Genomic DNA, 22576 nt, shown 5'->3' on the forward strand with positions numbered 1-22576 from the left:
CCAAAAATCGGCAAATCATGAAAAAAATTCTCACAATACCGAAGCAAGCGAACGTCAACATTAAGGAAAGCTCAACAAAGGATATCGCCATCATCGGCGTCAGCCTGAAACTTGCCGATTATGAGGATACGGAAAATTTCTGGGAAGATTTGGTTTCCGCCAAGGATAGAATCCGCGCGATTCCCGAGCAACGCAAAAAAGACGCGGACGAAATCCTGCGTTTCTTGGGCCAAGACCCGGAGCAGTTTAGCTACCGGGAAATAGCCTACCTGGACAGGGTGGACGAGTTCGACTACCGCTTCTTTCACCTGTCGCCGAAAGAAGCCGAAATTATGTCGCCGAACCAGCGGCTGTTCATGCAAACCGCATGGAAAGCGCTGGAAGATGCCGGATACGGCGGCACGAAACTCAAAGGGGCCAAGGTCGGCGTATTCATGGGCATGAGTTCGGCCCACGAATACGGGGAACTGGCCGGCCAAATCTACCGAGACGACAGCGAACAAATTTTCCTGAGCAACGTGCCGTCCAATACCGCGACCCGGCTTTCGTTTGTGCTGGATTGGCGCGGTCCCGCGCTGATGGTCGATACCGCCTGCTCGTCGTCGCTGACCGCGGTGCATCTGGCTTGCCGCGCATTGCGCGCGAATGAATGCAAGCTTGCCCTGGTCGGCACGGTCAAAACGGCGATTTTGCCGGTGGCTCTCGAGAAAGTGGAAATTGAATCCTCGGACGGCAGAACCCGGACATTCGATGACTCCTCGGACGGCACCGGCGGCGGCGAAGGCGTCATTGCGGTGCTGTTGAAGCCGCTTAACCAGGCTTTGAAGGATCAAGATTCGATTTATGCGGTCATCAAGGGCAGCGCGCTGAACCAGGACGGTACCGCCGCCGGCATGACGGTGCCGAATGCCGACGCGCAGGCGGAATTAATCGACCAAGCCTGGAAAGATGCCGGAATAGACCCGCGAAACCTACGTTTTATAGAAGCGCATGGCACCGGCACCAAGCTGGGCGATCCTATTGAAATAGACGGCATTAACAAAGCCTTTGCTAAATACACCAACGACAGGCAATTCTGCGCGGTCAGTTCGGTGAAGACCAATTTCGGTCACCTGGATCACGCGGCAGGCCTGATTGGTCTGGTCAAGGCGGCTTTAAGCCTGCAAAAGAAAAAAATCCCGCCGCTGGCGCATTTCAAAAAAGCCAACAGCAAGATTCCGTTTGCAAACTCGCCGGTATTCCCGGCCGACAGGTTGATCGATCTGAGCGATGCGGAGCAGCCGCTGCTGTGCGGCGTCAGCGCTTTTGGCTTAAGCGGCGTCAATTGCCATGTCGTGTTGGAGGAAGCGCCCGCGCCAAAGCAAACCGATGTTTCTCCGAAAGTGTTCCACCGCTTCGAAAAAAAGCGCTGCTGGCTAAAAGTCCCTGCTGCTCCTTATGCAACGAATCGGGACGCGGTCTTCATCAAACAAACGCCGGCGCAAACGCCCGGACAGCTTATTTACGAAATCGGCATCGACAGCGGCGAGGATTGGCTGCTGAATGAACATAAAGCGGGCGGGCAAACTTGCCTGGTTGGAGTTGCCTATTTTCAGTTACTCGCGGAAATTGCCAAAAAACAGGGCTATAAATCGCCGCTGGCCGTGCATGAGCTGTTCTGGGAAAACCTGCTGGTTATCACTCCGGAAGAAATACGGACCTCCCCTGACCGCTTGGTCGCGACGTTAAAAGCATCGCCGGACGGTCATGCGGTTTCGGTACTGCGAAAACAACCGGCGGGCAATTGGACGCAGTATGCGACCGCGGAAATAAAAACAGCGTTCGACACAGCTCCGGCACGCCTCGACATAGAACAAATAAAAGCGCGATGCGAAGCAATAGAACTACCCGGCCGTGGCTTTAATAGCGGCAATCAAAGTCTAGTCGAAGTCGGCAGACGCTGGGATTGCCTGGAAAAAATCTGGAAAAACGATAACGAACGCCTGACCCTTTTAAAGTTAAAGGATGAATTCAAGGCCGACTTGAATCGTTTTGACTTCCATCCGCCCCTGTTGGATGCGGCCTTGAGCTCGGGCCTGACGGAACCGGGCTTCCTGCCGATGATGTGCGCCGACGCAAAATTATACCGGCCCATCGGCGGGGAAATTTACAGCTATGTCACAGCCAAAAGCGAGTCGGAAGAAATACAAAAGTACGATGTCGTTCTAGCCGATGCCGATGGACAACTATGCGCCGAGTTTCGCGGGCTTACGTTCAAACGCGTTCAACATCAATGCGGACTGTTCCGCACGGTTTGGCTTCCGAAAGAACAACAGCATTTGCAAACGCCCGGAGAAGTCTGTGTGCTGGGGAATTTTTCGCCATTGCAAGATAGGCAAACCTTTGCTATTCCACGTTCGGAAGATCAGTGTATGGCGCTGATCGAGAATCTGGAAAAACACCGGATCGGTAAAATAATCTACTCCCCTTCCCTGCCGGATGGCGACTGCGCATCCCTGGAGGAACTTGAATCAAGTCTGGACCTGGGCGTAACCGGCCTGTTCCGACTGGTCAAAAACTTGATTAAACAGAATGGCACGCGAGCGCTGGAAATCCTGGTCATCGGCAAAAACACTTTCGAGGTAACGAACGACGAACCCCATTTAAATCCAGCTTATGCGGCGCTGTCGGGCTTGGCAAAAGTCATACCTTTAGAGTACGACAATATCGCCTGCAAATTTCTTGACCTGGATGACACGGCTACAGCGGAACAGGTTCTAGCTGAGTTTACCGGCTTCGACAGCCCGGCCAGACCTGCGGCTTACCGCAACGGCATACGCTACGAGCAGGATTTTCGAGCCATTCAAAGTTCGGGGACAGCCGTTGCAATTAAAGAGCAGGGCGTTTACCTGATCACCGGCGGCCTAGGCGGAATGGGCATCGAATTCGCAAAAGACCTGGCCGCCCAAAAATCTGTAAAACTGGCGCTGATCGGGCGCACAGGCTTGCCGCCTCGCGAAGAATGGGCAGCAGCGCAGGACGGCAAGGTTGCCGAAAAAATCAAGGTGATCCTGGACATAGAAGCAGGCGGATCGGAAGTGCTGGTCATTGCGGCCGACGTGTCAGACCCGGTGCAAATGGAACAGGCAATCAACGAGACGCGCGAAAAGCTCGGCAACATAGACGGCGTGCTGCATTGCGCCGGAATCGCAGGCGACGGCTATTTGTTCAGGAAAGAAGAAGCGACTTTTGCCGGCGTACTGCGTCCGAAAATACAAGGGACTTGGCTTCTGGACCGGCTTACCCGGCAAGATAAGCCGGACTTTTTTATTCTTTGTTCGGCCCTGTCCGCGGTGCTCGGCGCTCCAGGGCAGGGCGATTACATTGCCGCGAACGCCTATCAGGACGCGTTTGCCGCGTTTCGGAACAAACAAGGCCTAAGAACGCTGGCGATCAATTGGCCGGCTTGGAAAGAAACCGGCATGGCTTTCGACTGGCAAGTCAGTGAAAGCCAGTACGCGCTGACCACAAAAGAGGCAATCGATCTTCTGCACAAGCTGCTTGCTTACGAAGGGAGCCAGGGCATCATTGTTCCGCCGGATCTTGTTATTCAAGATGTCTCCCAAGCGCCGAAGGAAAAGGAACATACCGAAACAAAAGCGAAACAGCAGGCGACGGTCGTTCTTTCCGGCCGAGACGACGGCAGCTACAGCCCGGTCGAAATAGCCGTGGCTCAATCCTGGGCCGAGATTTTGGGCTACGACGAGATCAACGTGCTGGACGATTATTACAGCCTGGGCGGCGATTCAATCGATGCGAATAAAATAAGCAATTTGATTGCGAAAAAACTCGGCACGAAAGTGTCGATGGACGTCATTTTCAGTCATCCGACCATCGAAAAATACGCAGCCTTTATCGACAACAAAAACCGCGATAGCGAGTCCCGCAACGCTATCGAAGTCGTTGAAAAGCAGCCTTATTACCCGGCATCCGCGGCTCAACGCCGGCTGTACATTCTCTGGGAATTGTCGAAACAGAGTCTCGGCTACAACCTGCCGAGCATTCTGTTTATAGAGAACAAAGTGGATGCCGGACAACTGGCCCGCGCTTTCGACAAGCTGATAGCGCGGCACGAATCCTTCCGCGTTTCGTTTGCGATGAAAGAAGGGCGGCTTGTGCAGGTTATTGCCGACCATGTCGATTTCACGCTGTCCGAAATCGCGTTGAAAAGATCGGAGCTGGATGCCTACGCCGGAAAATTCTCCCGACCGTTCGATCTTGCCAAAGCCCCGCTGCTCAGGGCCGAATTGGCAACGCTCGATACCGGCGAACAGGTGTTGCTGTTCGACGTTCACCATATCGTCGCCGATGCGTTTTCGCTGCAAATTATTTTTCAGGAATTGAATGCGTTTTACAAAAACGAAAATCTTCCCGAACTGAAAATACAGTACAAGGATTTCGCCCGCTGGCAGAATGCGCATTTTGAAACGGAAGCTTTTAAAGTCCATCGGGATTATTGGCTGAAACAATTCGAACAAGACATTCCGGTGCTGGATTTTCCGTTTGATTTCCAGAGACCTCCTGTCATCACTTATGAAGGCGCGGTGCTGTCGTTCTCCGTGGATGAAGAGCTTCTTAACAAGGTCCGCCATTTTTCGGCGAAAAATGAAACCACGCCGTTCATGGTGTTCCTTAGCGCTTTCTACCTACTGTTTCATAAATACAGCAGGCAGGATGATATCATTATCGCGATTGCCGACCTGGGCCGGAATGCGCCGGAAGTCAGCGAAACGATCGGCATGTTCATCAATCATCTGGCCATCAGGGCTTTCCCGAAAGACGAAAAAACGCCGGCGGCATTCCTGGCGGAAGTCAAAGAGCTGATGGTCAACGCCTATGCCCATCAGGAATACCCGTTCGACCAGTTAGTCCAGAAATTAAACCTGCCCAGGGACATGAGCCGCGATCCGTTGACAGGCATTACGTTCTCGTACATGAATTTCGAGCAGCCGGAGCAGGACGAAAGCGGACTGCAATTCAGGCCTTACCAGGGGCAAGTGAAAGATTCGTCGAAATTCGATATGGCGATTTTCGGCACGGAATTCCCGGATAAAATCGATTTTGCGATCGAATATTACTCCGCCGTTCTCAGCGAAGCGACGATGGAACAGTTCGGCGCGCGTTTCCTGAAAACCCTCGGCGAGCTGGTCGGCGAAGCAGCGAAAACGATAGCCGACATCGATGTACTAACGGCGGGCGAGCGGGAAAAAATTCTCGTCGATTTTAATCGAACCCGTGTGCCTTATCCGGCCGATCAATGCGTACACGAATTTTTCGAGGCGCAGGCGGAAAAAACGCCGGATGCGGTGGCGCTTGTTTTCGGCGAACAATCGCTAAGCTACAGCGAGCTGAACAGCCTCGCCAACCAAACGGCCCTCCATCTGCAAAGCATCGGCGTGGGGCCGGAAGTCTTGGTCGGCGTTTGCATGCAACGTTCGATTGAGATGATCGTCGGAATGTTGGGCATTTTGAAAGCCGGCGGGGCTTATTTGCCGTTGGACCCCGATTACCCGGCCGAGCGCCTGGCCTTCATGCTTGAAGACGCGCAAATCCTGGTTTTGCTGACGCAATCCAGCCTAACCGGAACATTGCCGGCTACGCAAGCGCGAATCCTGTGCATGGACAGCGCGGCTGAAAGCCTCCGGCAATTGAATTCCGCGAATATCCAAAGCGCGGTCAAGCCGGACAATCTGGCCTATGTGATCTATACCTCCGGCTCGACCGGCAAGCCGAAAGGCGTTGCGATCAATCATCGAAATACCGCGGCCTTTATTGCCTGGTCAAAAACGGTTTTTTCGCTGGAAGAATTGGCCGGCGTCGCGGCCACGACATCGATTTGCTTCGATCTTTCGGTATTCGAAATATTCGTGCCGCTGGCTGTCGGCGGCAGCAGCATCCTGCTTGAAAACGCGCTGCGCCTGCCCGAATTGCCCGCCGACGCGAACGTGACGCTGCTGAACACGGTCCCATCCGTTATCAATGAGCTGGTTAAGCTGGATTTGATACCGGCGTCGGTACAGGTCGTTAATCTTGCCGGGGAAGCGTTAAAGAACGATCTGGTGCAGCGCGTCTACCAGTCCGATACGATCAAGAAGGTCTACAACTTGTACGGGCCGACCGAGGATACAACGTATTCGACGTTCGCGCTGATGAAAAAAGGCGATACCGAAGCGCCGCTGATTGGCCGACCTATCGACAACACCCAGGCATTCATTTTGGACAACAACTGCCGTCCGGTTCCTATCGGCGTCGCAGGGGAACTTTACCTGGGCGGTGCGGGCCTGGCGCGCGGTTATTTGAACCGGCCGGAGATGACGGACGAACGCTTCATAGCCAATCCTTTCGGAGAGGCAGGATCTAGGCTCTACAAAACCGGCGATTTGGCGCGATTCTTGGCGGACGGCAATATCCAATATCTGGGACGCCTGGACAATCAGGTGAAAATCCGCGGATTTCGGATCGAAATCCCTGAAATCGAAGCCACGCTCGGCAAATACCCGGCTATCGTCGAGAGTGCCGTGCTGGCCTTGGAAAGCTCCGACCGGAAAGAAAAGACGCTGGTTGCTTATATCGTTGCGGATCAAAATCTTGATCCGGCGGAGCTTAAAAAATTCCTGAATCAATGGCTGCCCAGCCATATGGTCCCGTCCTCCTTCATCTTGCTGGATGCGATGCCGTTAACGCCGAACGGCAAAATGGATAGACGCGCCCTTGAGGCCATCGGTGGAAATTCCGGTGCGCCGGAAAACCAAGCCGTCATGCCGCAAACGGAATTGGAGGAGCGGATTGCCGGGCTTTGGAAAAAAGTCCTGCGCGTGGACAAAGTGGGCATTCATGATAATTTCTTTGAAGTTGGCGGTCATTCGCTGCTGTTGCTGCAATTGCAACAGGAATTGCAGACAGTGCTCGGGAAGCGTCCGCCGATGGTAGACTTGTTTCACTATCCGACCATTCACGCTTTTGCGGCGCACCTGACCGGCGGCGCGAAGGCGCCGGAAATCGCCGCGCCTGCGCCAGCGGTTTCTTCCACGACGAAAGATATTGCGGTGATCGGTATGGCCGGACGCTTTCCAGGCGCAAGCGACGTGGACAGCTTTTGGGCGAATTTGCGCGACGGCATCGAGTCGATCTCGTTTTTCTCCGAAGAAGAGCTGTTGGCGGAAGGTATCGATCCGGTGCTTGTCAGGAATCCCTCTTATGTCAAAGCCAATGGGATTTTGGACGGTATTGAGTTGTTCGATGCGGCCTTTTTCGGTTTCTCTCCGAGAGAAGCCGAAATCATGGACCCCCAACAACGCTTGTTCATGGAGTGCGCCGCGGCAGCGATTGAGCATGCCGGTTACGATGCGGAGCGGATAAACAGGCCGGTCGGGGTTTTCGCCGGGGCCGGAATGAATACGTATTACACGGATAACCTAAGCTCCAACCGGGAACTGCTGCAAGCCGTCGGCGATTATCAACTGATGGTCAGCAACCAAAACGATTTCATAACCACACGGACCTCCTACAAACTGAACCTGAAAGGGCCCAGCGTCAATATTCAAACGGCTTGTTCCACGTCGCTGGTTGCGGTGCATATGGCCTGTCAAAGCCTGTTGAACGGGGAATGCGACATCGCGCTGGCCGGCGGGATTTCGGTGAAAGCCAACCAAAAGTCAGGTTATCTTTACGTCGACGGCATGATCCTTTCTCCGGACGGCCACTGCCGGGCTTTCGATGCCGCTGCGCAAGGAACGGTCGGCGGCAACGGCGTCGGTATCGTGATGCTGAAAAAACTGGACCAGGCCATTGCGGACAAAGATTGCATCCACGCGGTCATTAAAGGTTCGGCGATCAATAACGACGGTATTTTGAAAGCCGGATACACAGCGCCGAGCGTGGAAGGCCAGGCGGAAGTGATTACACGGGCAATGCGCGGGATAGCTCCTGAAACCATTACCTATATAGAAACGCACGGCACCGGCACACCAATGGGAGACCCGATTGAAATCGCGGCCTTGACCCAAGCTTATCAAGCCCATACCGGGAAAAAACAATTTTGCGCGATTGGTTCGGTAAAGACCAATATCGGCCATCTGGATGCGGCCGCCGGCATAGCGGGGCTGATTAAAACCATCCAGGCGCTGAAACATAAATCGTTGCCGCCGAGCCTGCATTTTAAAAAGCCCAATCCTGAAATAGACTTCGCCGGCAGCCCGTTTTATGTGAATAGCCGTCAGGCCGAATGGACATCGGGCGGAACTCCGCGCCGCGCGGGCGTCAGCTCGTTCGGTATCGGCGGAACCAATGCCCACCTGGTTTTGGAGGAAGCGCCGGAAGTTTTACCGGCAAGCCATGAATCGCGCCCGCAAGTTCTGCTGTTATCGGCCAGAACGGAGTCCGCTCTGGAAAAGGCTACCGCGAACCTTGCCGAACATTTCCGGCAAAATCCGGACATCAATCTTGCCGATGCGGCATTTACGCTGAATACCGGGCGAAAAGTCTTCAAGCATCGCCGCATGCTGGTTTGCCGGACCGCGGACGAGGCTGTAAAGACGCTAAGCACAGCAAACGGGCTGTTGAGCCGAAAATGCGAGAGCGACGGGCACCCGGTGGTGTTTTTGTTTTCCGGCCAAGGTTCCCAATACGTCAACATGGCGTCGGGACTCTATGCCCGTGAACCGGTTTTTCGCGAACAGGTTGATCGTTGCGCGAACATCCTGATCCCGTTGATGGGGCTTGATATAAGGGACATACTGTATCCGGCTAATGGCGCAACGGAGCAACAAGCAACTGAACTCGAACAAACGGCCGTCGCGCAGCCGGCGCTGTTTGTGATTGAATACGCGCTGTCGCAATTATGGATGGCCTGGGGAGTCCAGCCCGCCGCGATGTTGGGGCACAGCATCGGCGAATACGTTGCCGCCTGCCTGGCGGGCGTGTTTTCGCTGGAACAGGCGCTGGAGTTGGTTGCCTTGCGCGGACGCTTAATGCAGTCGCTTCCGGCAGGGGCTATGCTCAGCGTGGTGTTATCGGAACAGCAGATTCAGCCGTATTTGAACGCGGATATTTCGCTGGCCGCGGTCAACGCCTCGAGCTTATCTGTCGTTTCCGGCCCAAGCGACGCTATAGAGGCTTTGGAAAACCGCCTGTCCCTCCAGGATATTCAATCCATTCGCTTGCATACCTCCCACGCTTTTCATTCGGCGATGATGGAGCCTATCCTGCCGGCTTTTGTCGATTGCCTGAGCAAAATGACATTGAACGCGCCGCAAAAGCCTTATATATCCAATTTGAGCGGCGACTGGGTCACTGCCGAGCAAGCGACCGACCCGAATTATTGGGCCCGGCACTTGCGCTCCGCGGTACGTTTTACCGACGGCATGGAAACCTTATTGAAAGCCCCGGAATCGGTATTTTTGGAAGTCGGGCCGGGGCGGGTGTTGACGACATTGGTCAAGCGCCATTCTCCTTCGACAGGCGAGCCGGAAACCGTTTCCTCGCTGCCTTCGCCGAAAGATCCTGTTGACGATGACCAGACGGTTCTTGCTGCGTTGGGCAAACTATGGCTGGCGGGAGTATCGGCTGACTGGTTTGCTGTTCATGAACGCATGAAGCCCCGTCGAATAGCGATGCCGACCTATCCGTTTGAACGGCAACGCTATTGGATTGACGGGAAAGATGCGCCGGCGGGAAATTCGCCGGTTCCGCAAAACACAAGAGAAAAACTGCCTGATTGGTTTTATTTGCCGTCGTGGAAAATCTCCGCGCCATTGAATTTATGGCTGGAGCAGGAGCAAACACCGGAACCCGCCAATTGGCTGCTGTTTATCGACGATTGCGGTCTTGGCGATTCATTGGCCGAACAACTTGAAGGGCTTGGACAGGCAGTTGTCACGGTTAAGGCAGGCAAAGCATGGCGGCAATTATCGGATAATGCCTATGTCATGAACCCGGAAACAGCGGAAGACTATGAAACCCTGCTGAATCAGCTGAGAGCAACGCAAAGCCTGCCGCAGACCATTGTTCATCTGTGGTCGGTCAACCGCTTGGATAGTCGCGGAACGGAAACCGAGATCACCGCACAGGCGCAGGCAACGGGCTTTTACAGCTTGCTGTTCCTGGCGCAGGTGCTCGGAAAACAGCAGCAATCGCCGCTGGAACTGATCGCCGTCTCCAACAACATGCAGGCCGTTACCGGAGATGAACAACTGCAACCGGAAAAAGCGACGTTGCTGGGCCCCGTGCAAACGATTCCCCAGGAATATGCGAACATTCAATGCCGAAGCGTGGACGTAACCCTGCCGATTGCAAACGCCGAATCGGAACAACGGCTGATCGGGCAACTGTTGGCGGAAATCCTGAGTAAAACGGCTGACAGGGCGATAGCCTATCGCGGCAAACAGCGCTGGCTACCGTCTTACGAATCTATTCATTTAGAGCAAGCGAAAACAAAGAAAAGGTCATTGTTAAAAGAAAAAGGCACCTACTTGATTACCGGCGGTTTGGGCGGCATCGGGCTGACGCTGGCGGAATATCTGGGCAAAAACTTCTCTGCCAACCTGATTTTAATCGGCCGCTCGGCTTTTCCGCAGCAAAATGACTGGGCCGGATGGCTTGAAAGCCACGAAGCCGATGACGAAACCAGCCTGAAAATTCAAGCGCTGCAAGCACTGGAAAACCAGGGCGTCCGGCTATGGATTGCCCAGGCCGACGCGGCAAATCTGCAACAAATGCAGGATGTCGTTGCGAAGGCCAACGAACGCTTCGGTCCGATTCACGGCGTCATTCATGCGGCAGGACTTGCAGGCGGCGGCGTGATCCAGCGCAAAACGCCGGAAACTGCCGCATCGGTTCTGGCGCCGAAAGTCGACGGGAGCGTGGTTCTGCATACGCTGTTTAAGGACGCAAAGCTGGATTTCTTGCTCCTTTGTTCTTCATTGAGCGCGATTTTTGAAGCGTTCGGCCAGGTGGATTATTGCGCGGCCAATGCTTTTCTCGATGCTTACGCCCTTTATCTTCGTTCGCAGGGAATTCCGGCCATCAGCCTTAACTGGGATCTGTGGCGCGAGGTGGGCATGGCGGTCAAAACCGCAACGCCCGATTCGTTGCGGGAGCGGCGCGAACAAGAGATGCAGCTCGGCATCACGCCGGAGGAAGGCCGGGAAGTCTTCCGGTTGGTCATGGAATCCGCGCTGACAAGGCTTATGGTGTCAACGCAAAAGCTGGAGCCGCGGCTGGAGCGGCCCGCTACGGCCGCTCTCCCTGAGCCGGAGCCGAAAACAGCGGACAGTGCGATGCGGATGCATTCGCGGCCCGAATTATCGGTACCTTTGGTCGTTCCTCGCTCGAATATCGAGCTTGCGCTGGTCAATATCTGGCAGAAGCTGTTAGGGATTGAACCCATTGGAACCCAGGATGATTTTTTCGAGCTGGGAGGCGATTCGCTGCTGGCAATCGGTTTGATATCGAAGCTAAAAGAGAAATTAAACAAAGAGCTGTCCACCGCGTCTCTCTACCAGGCTTCCACCGTCGAAAAGCAGGCCATCCTGCTGATGGAGCAGGACGACTCGTCGCCGTGGTCGCCGCTGGTCGATATTCAACCGGAAGGATCGAAGCCGCCGCTGTTTTGCGTTCATCCTGCCGGAGGCCATGCGATTTGTTATTACGATCTTTCCCGCTGTCTGGATAAGGACCAGCCTTTTTACGGGCTCCAGGCATCCGGGCTTGAGGAAGGCCAGGAACCTTACGCCACGGCAGAAGAGATGGCGGCCTTTTACCTTAAAACGATCAAAGAGCATTTCCCGCAGGGGCCCTACCGCTTGGCCGGTTGGTCCTTTGGCGGACTGATTGCGTTTGAATTGGCCCAACAGTTCAGGGTGCAAGGGGACGAGGTTGCTTTGCTGGCTTTATTCGACACGCAACTGTCGGACACGTTGACCGGGGATCAGGTTGCCGAAGAGGACAGCGCTGAAATTCTGGTCAATGTGATGTCGGAGATGATTCCTGATTTATCGTTGCAGGAACTGCGGGAATTGGACGGCGAGGAAGAGCAACTGCATTATGTGATGGATAAGGCCTTGGAAGTAGGATTCTTCCCGCCCGGCACCGATTTTATGGTGTTCAGGCGTTTATGGGAGGTTTTAATAACCAATCGCCGCATCATCCAGACCTATATTCCGAAGAGATACGACGGGAAGATCTCCTTTTTCCAGGCCACCGAACTGGGCAAGGGCTTGCATGTCAAAACCAGCGAGGCCTGGAAACAGTTTGTTGCCCAGGAACTCGATCTTCATATCATCCCCGGCAATCATTACAACATGGTTAGTTCTCCGCAAGTTGAAGTCCTTGCCGATAAACTGGCCCTGTGTATGGAACGCATCAATGTGTCGGGTTTAAGTTAGTGATTCGGAAAAGGAAAACTATAAAAGCCCGGTGCTATCAATAACGCAGACGCCAATGATCTTAAAGCGGGATCGCGGATTTTTGCGTGCTCAGTTCATGACCATGCCAACCATGTGCCCGCTTTAAGCTTGAATTCTACGATATAATGGCTGTCATGGCGGCTTGAGTCTGGTTAGTCTTGGCGCTGTTTTTTAACATGAATGCTTGCTGCAATGCTGTCGGCAAGTTTAATCAAGAGGATATTTCGTGGCAAAAGCGAGTGATTTAAAAAGAGGGATGGTGGTTGAGATAAACGGCGTACCGCATGCGGTTAAGCAGGTTGATGCTAAAAGTCCATCGTCCCGCGGCGCATCGACTTTATATAAAATCCGTTTTACTAATCTTAAAACCGGTCAAAAACTGGATGAGTCGTTAAAAGGCGATGATTTTTTTAAGGATGCCGATCTGGTGCGCGCTAAAGTGCAGTTTTCTTATGTCGACGGGGATAACTATATCTTCATGGATATGGAAGATTACACCCAATACAGCTTGAGCAGCGAAGATTTGGAAGGCCAAATCGAGTATTTGACCGAAGGCCTGGAAGGCATCGTGGCTTTGTTGGTCGATGATGCGGTGTTGGGCATTGAATTGCCAAGCTCCGTGGTGTTGCCGATCGTGGAGACGGCACCGGCCATTAAAGGGGCAACCGCATCGGGACGCACCAAGACAGCCAGGGTGACTACCGGGCTGGAGGTTCAGGTCCCTGAATATCTGGAAACTAATGAGCTGATTAAGATCAATACCGAGACCGGCAAATTCATGTCGCGTGCTTAGTTGTATTTGCCGGTATCCGCCAGCCTATAATTTAGATTATCGACAATACCGATTAGGTGGGTTTTATCCGTGCTGATCATTCAACTCCGCATTCCAATCGCTGAAATTAATGACTATCCGTTTGACTGTTGCTCAAGGCGAGTTTGAGCTGAACCGGCTGCCGAAGCGGCCGCGAGAGCTGCTGCAAGCCTGGGATGCGGCCGATGAATACTTACTCGATACCGTCGCGGAAAAGCTAAAGCTGCCGGAAGATGCGCGGATCTTGATAGTGAATGACAGTTTCGGCGCTTTGGCTGTAGCGCTAAACGCTTTTCGGCCTCATGCCATATCGGACTCTTATCTGTCGCAGCAGGCGACGCGGCTCAATCTTGCCGCAAACGGCTTGCCTGAACACAGTGTCAGCTTGCTGAACAGTCTTGACATATTGGACGGTGCATTTGACTTGGTGCTGATTAAGGTCCCGAAGACCCTGGCATTATTGGAAGACGAGCTGATACGTTTGCGTCCCCATTTGACCGCTTCAACCCAGGTGATATTGGCGGGTATGATTAAAAATCTGCCGCCTTCGGTTTGGAAATTGTTGGAGCGCCTGATTGGGCCGACAACGACTTCGCTGGCAAAAAAGAAGGCTCGGCTGATTTTTACCGCTCTCGATGCCGAACTGGCCATTCCTTCCAATCCTTATCCGGTTTACTATCGGCTTGAAAACACCGAGTATTTGATCGTCAACCACGCAAACGTGTTTTCCCGTGACAGTCTTGATATCGGGACGCGCTTTTTCCTCCAACATCTCCCGTTCCAGAAGGATGTCCGCGATATTATCGATTTAGGTTGCGGCAACGGCTTGGTCGGTTTAATCGCCGCCGAGCGTAATCCGGCTGCGACCGTGCATTTTTTCGACGAGTCTTTTATGGCTGTCGCATCGGCCAGGGAGAATTTCTACCTTGCGTTCGGAGAGCAGCGCGAGGCGACTTTTCACGTCGGCGACGGATTGATGGAAGCTGAATCGGCGTCGGCCGACCTGATTCTTTGCAACCCGCCGTTCCATCAGCAAAATACGGTCGGCGATCAGATTGCCGTCGGTTTATTCCAGCAAGCGCGAAGAGTATTGCGCCAAGGCGGCGAGTTGTGGGTAATCGGTAATCGCCACCTGGATTATCATATTTATCTTGGCCGTCTTTTTGGGAATCACGAGATCGTCGCGTCTAACGCGAAATTTGTCGTTGTGAAGGCTGTATTGCGCGGTTAACTTGATAAAGATCAGGCAAAAAAAACTCCATCGATGCTTGCGCTGATGGATAGGTCGGAGAGTATTGCGCGGTTAACTTGATAAAGATCAGGCAAAAAAAACTCCCGATGCCGATCAAGCATGGGAGTGAGGAGTCAAACAGGAGAGATACTGTTTGAGGTAGGATACCAAGAGGTGGTGAAAAATTTAGCCTAGCAATTTGCGACTCAAAACGATATTGCTGAACAGGGCGGCAGTCGCGAACATAATTGTCGAAACAATGAATTCGCCTGAAAGAAAGCCTGGAATACCAATGAAAAACATCAGCCCTATTAAAATATCTCTTTGAAAATCAGTCGTTTTAAATGCCCTTTGCTGTTTTGAAGATAAGAAATGAGTAGCGTTGGACGTACTATACATACGTAAAAAATGGTTGACAATATCAGTTAGTATTGATTAACAGTTTCCTAATTGGAAATAGTTTGTTTAAGCGGCTCATATTTAAAACGCAAAAATATCCGTCTGAAGCCTGTGTATAAGGTTTTCAGTTACGCGCTTTGAATCGAAACGGCGAATGATGATTAATATCCTGCGGCTTAAAGCTGACGCTATATGCTGAAGAAAATTTAGTGCGGCGGTTAATGATTGCGTATGCCGATGCAGGACCTGGAAGGATGTTTTAGATAGCGAAGGCGCTTCGATTGAAGCTATCAAGCGCCCTGGATATAACTGATGGGCAATAATGCCGGAGAATTCGGTTTCTAATTCCTGCTATTCGATCAATGCCAATAAATCTCTTTCTAATAAAGTACTGTTGCCTAGGTTGAGTTCAACTAATCGGCGTAATTCGGAGATGCTGTCAATGTCAATATGCTCGCATTTAAAGCCCACCTTACTGCCTACAACATGAGTTACGCTTAATTCCATTTTTATCTGCACTTGTTCGGACAAGCGCAATGTGAGGGTATAAAGTTCTTTCGGGTCTTCTTCCCAAGGAAGTTCGAAACGTAATAAACAGCCTTTTAAACACAAATCGATAATTTCGCAATGCCACGTTTTTTCTTTACAGCTTAAAAGAACTTCCGCTGTGTAGACGATACGATGAAAATGACGGCTGTCGTTGTTTTCTGTTGAATGCATAAGGAATTAATTTAAAAAAAATTGCAGGGATGTGTTATCAACAACCAACACATCATTGGTGTTTAATTTTAAGGATTTGTCGTTCAAGGGCTCGTTATTGACGGTTATCGTGCCGCTATTTTCCAAGACGGAAACAAAATAGCCATCTTTTCTTCTCGATATTGCAATAACGCCGCTGCCGTTGTGGCCAAGCCGCGTCATAGATTTTTTTAATTGTAAAATTTTGCCGATATTGTTGCCGTTCATGATTTGCAAGTTAGCGGCAGGGGTATGTATTTCGTTGTCAATTTCCCGATTGAGTAATTTTACGTCTTCGTCAATAAGGTTTTCCGCTTGAGAAGATTCTACAAATTCTGTGGTATTGAAAATAATCTCATGCTTTCCCAACGATATAATGTCGTTGTTACTGAGATTGCAGGCTTTGACAGGCTTGCCATTGATTATTAGCGGGAATTCATCATTAAGTTGCTTAATAATGTATTCACTGTCGCGAATAACTATGGCGGCGTGAGCGGGCGCCACTGCCAAGCTGTCAATGGTTAAATCATTGGTTTCATCGCGACCGATATGTATGATTCCATGCTCAAACAAGCTCGAATGGATAGCTTTATTTTTAAAAAAAACAGTGAGTTTTGCCATTGAACCGGTAGCTCATCTTTAAACGAGTCCTGATTATAGACGGTATTTTTTAGTTGTTAAAGAAATTCGCTTTTTGGGGTTATTGCTCAGTCAGCTCGGCTGTCAGGGCTTATTTTTTAGGCAAGAATTTAACCAGCTTAACGCTATTTTCATCCCGTTTTATGATTTCCAGAATGTATCCATGCAGCTTGATACTGGTACCTGCTTCTGGAATGGTTTCCATGAATTCGATAATAAGCCCGTTCAGCGTTTTTGGCCCTTCCGTTGGCAGCGACCACTGCGTGACACGGTTTAATTCTCTAATGGTAATGTTGGCGTCGACCAGATAGCTACCGTCGCTTTGTGTCCTTACCGCGACATCGTCGGTAATCAGTTCCCCTACTATTTCCTGCAATAAATCGTCCATTGTGACCAGTCCTTGCACGTCGCCATATTCATCGACCACTAAACCGATGCGGATCTTTTCATGTTTAAAACGATGCATTTGATTATGCACCGGGGTACTTTCAGGGATAAATGAAGGCTTATCCAGCAGGTTTATGATGGTTTGTTTGTCAAAATCTTCTTGATTAAGTAATGCGAGGACTTTTCTTAAATGTATGAAGCCGATAATTCTGTCGATACTGGTTTTATAGACCGGTAAACGAGTATGCGGGCTGGTTTTTATTTTGATAATAATGTCCTCAATAGGTAGCTCAAGGTCTACGCCAATGATTTCATTGCGGGGCGTCATAATGTCTTCGACAGTCGCCGATTCAAGATCCAATATGCCCATCAGCATTTTTTGGTAACGTAAAGGCATTAAGCTCTCTGCGTCGCTAATAATGCTTTTTAGTTCCTCTTTATTTAATGCGTCACGGTTATCTTTTTTGACATCGACACCGGCTATTCGCAGAAGCAGATTAACAAATAAGTTCACGAACCAAACGACGGGATACAATATTTTCAGTAGAGGGGTGTAGAGCCAGGCCGCGGGGAAAGCCAGAGGTTCGGGTTTGACTGCGGCAATTGTTTTGGGGGTTACTTCTGAGAAAATAAGCATTGCGATAGTCAAAATTACCGCGGCAATAGCAACACTGGATTCCTCGTCGGCGTAGAGTTTAATGGCAATGACAGTCGCGACCGAGGATGCGAAATTGTTAACAAAGGTATTACACAGTAAAACCAAGCAAAGTAAGCGTTCCGGTCGTTGCAGCAATCGATGCGCTTTGGTTGCGCTGGAATGTTTTAGTTTGACTAGATGTCTTAAACGATAACGGTTTAACGTCATCAAGGCTGTTTCCGAGCCGGAAAAAAAAGCGGAAAAAATAAGCATGGCGGCAAGTATGCCGAACAGCATGCTAAGGGGCATATCGTTCAAAGAAAGTGCACTCTCAAGTTATGAAAACAACCCTAGTGTCTATGATGAGAAATTTTTGTCAAGCTTGGATAGGGGGTGCGGCTTGTTTAGTGTGTGTAAATCACATTAAAAAGGCCATAGAACAATATGAAATAAAATGAATTTTGACAGAATGTCTGTTCAATGCTTAACTTTGCCGGATAGCTAAATAGTTTAAAAGGACTATCTTTAAGATCATGCTGGCTGACGGATAGCCGTTATTGTTGCGAAAAATGTAAGGCTAAATTTAATGGCCAATAAATAAGAGTGATGAGTGTAAAAATATGGCGTTGCCTCGCATTTTGTTAATTGACGATAATAAAACAAGAATCCAACAGCTGGAGGCTGTCTTTCAGTTCATGGGATGCAAAACAGAAGCTGCGGGGTCAATGGATTACGGTCCTTGTTTCAGCCGGACTGAACAATTCAACGGCATCTTTGTCGGTGACGGCATTGATAAGCAGGCGACAGTCGTTAGTAATATTGTGGAGCTGGCAAACACAATCCCTGTCATTCTATTGGTCAGTAAAGACACCGGCTTGCAAGTTTCGACGGTAATTACTAATAGCGTGTCTCAAGTATTGGAATGGCCGACTACCTATCCGCTATTGAAGCCGATACTCGATAAACTCTCTGCATCCGCCAGCCTGGTAACTTTTACGGTGCGTGGGGAATCCGACCGCCGGTCATCCTCAGCCGATCGTCTGAAAGGCAAAAGTCAAGCTATTGCCGGTATTCGCAAGCTAATTGACCAGGTTGCAGAGTCAGACGCAACGGTTCTAATCCTGGGAGAATCAGGGACAGGTAAGGAAGTCGTTGCCCGTGCTTTGCATGATGCGTCATTCCGAAGAGATAAGCCGTTCGTGCCTATCAATTGCGGAGCGATTCCGGGCGAATTATTGGAAAGCGAATTATTCGGCCACGAGAAAGGAGCATTTACCGGTGCTTTAAGCGCCCGGCAGGGCCGCTTTGAGATGGCCGAAGGCGGAACTCTTTTCTTAGACGAAATTGGCGACATGCCGCTGGCTATGCAAGTTAAGCTGCTGCGCGTATTGCAAGAACGCACTTTTGAGCGCGTCGGCAGTAACAAAACCATACATTGCGATGTGCGGGTTATTGCGGCAACGCATAGGTCTCTTGAAAATGAGATTAAAGAAAACCGGTTTAGGGAAGACTTGTTTTATCGATTAAATGTTTTTCCTATTGAAATACCGGCTTTAAAAGACAGGTCAGAAGATATTCCGCTGTTAGTGAACGATCTTATCGCACGCATGGAAGCCTCTAATCGGGGATCGGTGCGATTGACTAATGCGGCTTTAGCAGTGCTAAGGCAACACGAATGGCCTGGAAACGTTAGGGAGCTGGCAAACTTGATAGAAAGATTGGCGATCATTAACCCGAAAGGATTGGTTGATGTGGCCGATTTGCCGGAAAGGTTTCAGCATTACGCCGTTCCTGAAGACGTTGCCGATGAGGCAGAAGCGGTTGATACTGACGAAGAGGAGCATGGTGAGCGAATGGAGGTCCTAGGCGCTTTTGAGGGAACGTCCAATGCTTTGGCGCAATTGCCGGAGCAAGGTATAGATCTGAAAGAGTATTTGAATGTTTTGGAAATCGATTTAATACGTCAGGCGTTAAATGAGTGCAGTGGGGTGGTTGCTCATGCCGCTAAACGATTAAATATGCGCCGTACAACGTTAGTTGAAAAATTACGCAAATACGATTTGCAACGTTAAGGTTAAAAAGTCAATTTTTCGACGCTTGATTTTAAGCTATTGATATTATTTGTATTGGTATTTGGTCTGGTTTTTGCTTGTTCGATAATAAATCAGTTTAAGTTTTAAAAAGCAGAGTGCTCAAATATGAATCTTTATCAAACTCAGAAAAAGCAGAAAGCCGACCAGCTCACCGATGCGTTCCGTATCTTTAATGAGCTATCCCAGAATTTATCTGTTTCTTACCAAGGTTTGGAGGAGCAGGTTGCCAAGTTACATGGTGAACTTGCTTTTGCCCATAGTGAACGGCTTAAAACGCTTGAAGAAAAAGAAAGGCTGGCCGGCCGTTTGGAAAAGATACTGGCAGCCCTTCCTGCCGGCGTTATCGTGTTGGATGTGGGCGGGAAAGTTGTGGATTGTAACGCGGTCGCGATGGATTTTTTGGGTGAGCCGTTGATTGGTCAAGATTGGCTCGATGTTGTTGCGCGCAGCTTGATTCCTGTTTCCGGTAACCCTCATGAATGCCAGTTGAGCAATGGCAAACGGGTGAATATGACCGTCAGCAGGGATGTTGTCTGTAACGATGCCGCTGATTCAGGACAAATTATTGTGTTGTCGGATGTCAGCGAAATGCGCAACCTCCAGGATTTATTGAACCAGCAAAAACAATTGTCGGCAATGGGCGAAATGGTGGCGAGCATGGCGCACCAGGTCAGGACTCCGTTGACAACAGCAATACTCTACGCATCGCAAATGGGGAGTCCTGCACTGGATAACGAAAAGAGGCTGCGGTTTTCTCAAAAAATTCTTGAGCGCCTGCAATACCTGGAAAGGCAGGTTAACGATATGTTGATTTTCGCCAAAGACGGACGATTGGCAATGGAGACTTTCTCGCTGGCCGAACTATTGAATCATTTGCGGGAAACAGCGAAAGAATATACCGGTAGCGGCAGAATTGATTTGCAGATTATTAATGACGTGCAAAATGACACAATGCTAGGCAATGAAAATGCTTTGCGTGGTGCGCTACTTAACCTGTTGAACAATGCGGTCGAGGCGGTAAGCCAGAATGGCTGCATACGGATCTCGGTGTCCCAGCTTGGCAGCAGTGAGTTGCGGATTGTGATTAAGGACGATGGGCCGGGCATTGCTAAGGAATTATGTCAGCGAATCTTTGAGCCCTTTTTCACAACTAAAACGCATGGCACAGGCTTGGGACTGGCCGTTGTCGACAGTGTAGTAAAGGCGCATGGCGGACATGTCCATGTTGAGTCGGTTCTGGGGCAAGGCACTGTTTTTTCATTAGTTCTTCCCTGTATCGATCAGGCTTTTAATGTATTGCCGGGCGGTTTTTCACATAAGGCTGTCCTACCTGATGCCCTTCGGGTAAATACAAATCTGTTCCCGACAGATTTGTCCGGCAAAAATCACCATCAAAACCATAACAAAGGAGAGCTGAGCCATGAAACAGTATGATGTGTTGGTTGTTGAAGATGATTTGTCGTTGTGCGAAGCGCTTTGCGATACCTTGGAAATAAGCGGTTATCGTGTCGTTTCCGCTCGCAACGGTACGGAAGCATTGATCAAGTTGGAGCAGGGGCAGTTTAAGCTAGTCGTCAGCGATGTGCAGATGCCGGTTATGGACGGCTTTCAATTGTTGAAAAATATACAGCACAAGTATGCGGAAACGCCTGTGCTGCTGATGACTGCGTTCGGAACCATTCCTAAAGCAGTCGAGGCCATGCAGGCAGGGGCTGCCGATTATCTTATCAAGCCATTTGATGCACAGGCACTGGTCAATAAAGTCGCCGATTACGTAGTGACCAATCCATCGGCAGCCAATACGGCGGTTAGTGAGCGGGTCGTGCAAGACGAAAGTATGAAAAAACTTTACTCGCTGACTGCCAAAGTAGCTAAAACCGATGTGAGCGTATTGTTGCAGGGCGAAAGTGGAACGGGCAAGGAGGTTCTTGCTCATTATATTCATCAGAACTCGATGTATTACCAAGGGCCTTTTGTCGCAGTGAACTGCGCCGCGATTCCTGAGAATATGTTGGAAGCGATGTTGTTCGGTTACGAGAAAGGCGCTTATACCGGTGCGGTTCAATCCATGCCTGGAAAATTTGAACAAGCACAGGATGGTACTTTGTTACTGGACGAAATAGCCGAAATGGATTTAAGTTTGCAAGCGAAGTTATTGCGGGTATTGCAAGAAAAAGAAGTGGAGCGGCTGGGCAGTCACAAAAAACTCAAATTGAATGTCAGGGTCTTGGCGGCGACCAATCAAAAATTAAAAGAACAGGTTGAGCAAGGACGGTTTCGTGAGGATTTGTATTACCGCCTCAGTGTGTTTCCTATCAATATTCCACCGTTACGTAATAGGCCGGGCGATATTTTGCCGCTGGCACGGGAATTGATGCAACGGCATCAGTTGGAAGGCAAAAAATTGCCTGAATTCGATAATGAGGCTATTAAAAAAATGTCAACTTACAGCTGGCCCGGCAATGTCAGGGAGTTGGATAATGTTGTGCAGCGGGCTCTTATTCTGCGTACCGGCGACAGGATTACGGTTGATGATTTGGTGTTTGAAGATACAGGATTGACTGTGGACGCAATTGATAGAAACTCTTCCATTGAAACAGTTAAAGGCGGGTATCCGGCTGAAGTTAAAGACGAAAAACCGGAAATCTGCGCATTGGGCGAAGGGGTCCGTTCTGCCGAGGAAAGTATTATTTTACAAACCTTGCAAATGGAAAACGGTAGCCGCAAGATAACGGCTGAAAAGTTGGGTATTAGTCCTAGAACGCTTCGATATAAAATGGCGAGGATGAAAGACGCTGGTGTTATTATTTCATGCTAATATGTGGCATTAAATATGCTTTAAACTCTATATCATTAAGAATGTAAGAGGAAGACCCCATGAGTGATATGAATGTCAATCAAGTTTTGGCTCAGATGCGGGCAATGTCACTTGAAGCCGGCGGCGCTAAAGTGCAAGAAACAGGAGGCGGCGCAGATTTCGCAGCCATGCTAAAGCAGACTATAGGGACTGTTAACGAGGTTCAGCAGACTGCCGGAAAAATGGAGGACGCTTTTGAGGCTGGCGACACTAATGTCAGTCTCGCAGAGGTTATGGTGGCTTCGCAAAAGGCGAGCGTTTCATTTCAGGCAATGCTACAGGTCAGGAATAAATTAGTTGAAGCCTATAAAGACGTCATGAATATGCCAATGTAGTAGGCA

General features: G+C 50.3%; 10 protein-coding genes. 7 read left to right on the forward strand and 3 right to left on the reverse strand.

Features of this window, described 5'->3' with window-relative positions; translation table 11 throughout:
* The first annotated feature begins 17 nt into the window (after positions 1-17).
* From EKO24_RS17810 to EKO24_RS17820, 3 genes are all read left to right on the forward strand, one after another.
* Positions 18-12422, forward strand: coding sequence for a non-ribosomal peptide synthetase/type I polyketide synthase (locus EKO24_RS17810; RefSeq protein ID WP_127027584.1), 12405 nt, complete (start codon positions 18-20; stop codon positions 12420-12422).
* Between the two features lie 247 nt (positions 12423-12669).
* Positions 12670-13236, forward strand: coding sequence for an elongation factor P-like protein EfpL (gene efpL, locus EKO24_RS17815; protein WP_127027585.1), 567 nt, complete (start codon positions 12670-12672; stop codon positions 13234-13236).
* A gap of 109 nt (positions 13237-13345) precedes the next feature.
* On the forward strand, positions 13346-14485 hold the full coding sequence (locus EKO24_RS17820) for a methyltransferase (protein WP_127027586.1): 1140 nt from the start codon (positions 13346-13348) through the stop codon (positions 14483-14485).
* 750 nt (positions 14486-15235) lie between these two features.
* Here EKO24_RS17820 and EKO24_RS17830 read toward each other — a convergent pair.
* From EKO24_RS17830 to EKO24_RS17840, 3 genes are all read right to left on the reverse strand, one after another.
* Positions 15236-15604, reverse strand: coding sequence for a PilZ domain-containing protein (locus tag EKO24_RS17830; protein ID WP_127027588.1), 369 nt, complete (start codon positions 15602-15604; stop codon positions 15236-15238).
* 6 nt (positions 15605-15610) lie between these two features.
* The gene (locus EKO24_RS17835) at positions 15611-16243 is read right to left on the reverse strand and encodes an FHA domain-containing protein (RefSeq protein ID WP_127027589.1); all 633 of its coding nucleotides are present in this window, start codon (positions 16241-16243) and stop codon (positions 15611-15613) included.
* A gap of 109 nt (positions 16244-16352) precedes the next feature.
* A complete protein-coding gene (locus EKO24_RS17840; RefSeq protein WP_127027590.1) occupies positions 16353-17603 on the reverse strand; it encodes an HlyC/CorC family transporter in 1251 nt (416 codons plus the stop codon).
* A 302-nt stretch (positions 17604-17905) separates the two neighbouring features.
* Here EKO24_RS17840 and EKO24_RS17845 point away from each other — a divergent pair, with 302 nt between their 5' ends.
* From EKO24_RS17845 to fliE, 4 genes are all read left to right on the forward strand, one after another.
* Positions 17906-19357, forward strand: a complete 1452-nt coding sequence (locus EKO24_RS17845; RefSeq protein ID WP_127027591.1) for a sigma-54 dependent transcriptional regulator — start codon at positions 17906-17908, stop codon at positions 19355-19357.
* Between the two features lie 126 nt (positions 19358-19483).
* Entirely contained in the window at positions 19484-20812 is a 1329-nt protein-coding gene (locus EKO24_RS17850; protein WP_127027592.1) for a sensor histidine kinase, read from the forward strand.
* Positions 20799-22196 carry a sigma-54-dependent transcriptional regulator gene (locus EKO24_RS17855; RefSeq protein WP_127027593.1) on the forward strand — a complete coding sequence of 466 codons (1398 nt, stop codon included), beginning with the start codon at positions 20799-20801 and terminating at the stop codon, positions 22194-22196. The genes EKO24_RS17850 and EKO24_RS17855 overlap by 14 nt, the downstream gene beginning before the upstream one ends.
* A 59-nt stretch (positions 22197-22255) precedes the next feature.
* Positions 22256-22570, forward strand: coding sequence for a flagellar hook-basal body complex protein FliE (gene fliE, locus EKO24_RS17860; protein ID WP_127027594.1), 315 nt, complete (start codon positions 22256-22258; stop codon positions 22568-22570).
* The last annotated feature ends 6 nt before the right edge of the window (positions 22571-22576 follow it).

The sequence above is a fragment of the Candidatus Methylobacter oryzae genome (assembly GCF_003994235.2).
Lineage (GTDB): Bacteria > Pseudomonadota > Gammaproteobacteria > Methylococcales > Methylomonadaceae > Methylobacter_A > Methylobacter_A oryzae.

Excerpts from the sequence above, each read along its gene's own strand:
- EKO24_RS17855 (WP_127027593.1), top strand. The coding sequence starts at position 20,799 with ATGAAACAGTATGATGTGTTGGTTGTTGAAGATGATTTGTCGTTGTGC.
- EKO24_RS17850 (WP_127027592.1), top strand. The coding sequence starts at position 19,484 with ATGAATCTTTATCAAACTCAGAAAAAGCAGAAAGCCGACCAGCTCACC.
- EKO24_RS17835 (WP_127027589.1), bottom strand. The coding sequence starts at position 16,243 with ATGGCAAAACTCACTGTTTTTTTTAAAAATAAAGCTATCCATTCGAGC.
- EKO24_RS17810 (WP_127027584.1), top strand. The coding sequence starts at position 18 with ATGAAAAAAATTCTCACAATACCGAAGCAAGCGAACGTCAACATTAAG.
- EKO24_RS17830 (WP_127027588.1), bottom strand. The coding sequence starts at position 15,604 with ATGCATTCAACAGAAAACAACGACAGCCGTCATTTTCATCGTATCGTC.
- EKO24_RS17845 (WP_127027591.1), top strand. The coding sequence starts at position 17,906 with ATGGCGTTGCCTCGCATTTTGTTAATTGACGATAATAAAACAAGAATC.
- fliE (WP_127027594.1), top strand. The coding sequence starts at position 22,256 with ATGAGTGATATGAATGTCAATCAAGTTTTGGCTCAGATGCGGGCAATG.
- EKO24_RS17820 (WP_127027586.1), top strand. The coding sequence starts at position 13,346 with ATGACTATCCGTTTGACTGTTGCTCAAGGCGAGTTTGAGCTGAACCGG.